Source organism: Litorilinea aerophila, from assembly GCF_006569185.2.
GTDB lineage: Bacteria > Chloroflexota > Anaerolineae > Caldilineales > Caldilineaceae > Litorilinea > Litorilinea aerophila.
Genome location: NZ_VIGC02000078.1, coordinates 1 through 1,652 on the forward strand (window position 1 = coordinate 1; position 1,652 = coordinate 1,652).

At 56.6% G+C, this 1,652-nt stretch carries 1 protein-coding gene; it reads left to right on the forward strand.

All coding sequences use genetic code 11. From position 1 onward, the window contains the following. Nucleotides 1–138 precede the first annotated feature (138 nt). Nucleotides 139–1,584 (forward strand): integrase core domain-containing protein, encoded by a 1,446-nt coding sequence (locus FKZ61_RS23670; protein ID WP_141612635.1) that lies wholly within the window; start codon nt 139–141, stop codon nt 1,582–1,584. The last annotated feature ends 68 nt before the right edge of the window (nt 1,585–1,652 follow it).

The following is a 1,652-nucleotide window of genomic DNA, read 5'->3' on the forward strand; positions in this document are numbered from 1 at the left end:
TGTCGTACATCAGCACATCGTGACGGTTTTAGCGATGAAACCATCAGCACATCGTGACGCACATTGAAAACTGAATAACCATCAGCAGAACAGCAGGCCAACCTGTGTCTGGTTATCTCCTAGGTAGGAGGTGCAGACATGGATGAACTGCTACAAGAACGAAATCGAGCCATAGCCCTGCTCCAAGCCGGGCAGACCGTTGAGGAAGTTGCCAGCCAATTGAAGCGCAGTGCAGGATGGGTGCGCAAGTGGCGGGGTCGATTCCGCCAGTTCGGTTATGCCGGACTGAATGGGCGTTCTCGGGCACCGAACCAGGTTCACAACAAGACACCAGTCACCCTCAAAGAGGCGGTGATTACAGCTCGAATGGTCTTGGAAGTTGAAGCAGAGTCTGGCGACGGGTTGAAGTACATCGGTGCACCGGCTGTGCGAACACGGCTGCGAAAGCAGGATGTGTCGCCGCTGCCGAGCGTGCCGACCATCGAACGGATTCTGCGTGGGGCTAGGTTGACACGGGAGAGAAAGAAGCGTCAAGAGATGCCCGTTGTCTATCCACATCTACGGCCACAGCATGCGCACGAGTTGATCCAGGTTGACATCGTGCCTCATTACCTGGAAGGTGGGCAACGCATTGCCTGTTTCAACGGCATCGATGTTGTCTCTCGATATCCAACCGGCCATGCCTATGAACAACGCCGAGCGGTAGACGCCGCTCACTTTCTCTGTCGACTATGGCAGGAGATGGGTGTGCCGCGCTACACTCAGGTGGATAACGAGGGCTGTTTCAGCGGCGGTGCCACCCATGCCTATGTTCTCGGCCGGGTGGTGCGTCTAGCCCTAGCCGTGGGCACCGAGTTGGTCTTCTCCCCCACCTATCACCCGGAGAGCAACGGCCACGTCGAACGCTTCCACCAAGACTACAATCGTCATGTTTGGGAGGATACCTATCTGGGCAGTCTGGGCCAAGTCAACCAGCAGGCCGAAAGATTCTTCGACCTTTACAGACAGAGTGGTCATCACTCGGCCCTGAACGGTGATACTCCGCATGACCGCCATTTTCAGCCACCGCCGGCACAAGAGATTCCGGCAGTGGCTGAGTCTGACGCCAAGTTGCCTCTCTATGCAGGGCACGTTCACTTCATGCGTCGTGTCTCTTCGGCCAAGACTGTGCGGGTGTTGAATGTCGACTGGCCGGTCTCTGCTCCACCCGACACAGGTGTTTGGGTCACCCTATCTTTGCAGCCGTCTGAAGCCTGGGTCCGCATCTACGATCAGGCGCCAGATGTGGAGAGCCGGTCTTGTATGGATGTCCATCCTTTCCCCCTGCGGGAGCCGGTTCTAGACAGAGCCGCTCCCCAAACCCCTGTGGATGACACGACACCCGCAGAGCAATCTGGCGTCAACTCCCTGCCTGGCGAAGTGCAGGTCCCGGCGTTGCGTGAGCAGGACCCTGAATCGACACCCACATCCGATGAAAGAAGTGTCATGGCTTTCCCGGTTCAGCTTCTATTTCTGGCCAGCTTGCGTCTCTTCCAACGCACCCTTGCCATTCCAGCCGCCCTGACCAATCAACGTCTGGAATGACACGATGTGCTGATGGTTTTCAGTTGTTAAGGTTCTCAATTCCCAACACGATGTGCTGATGTACGACA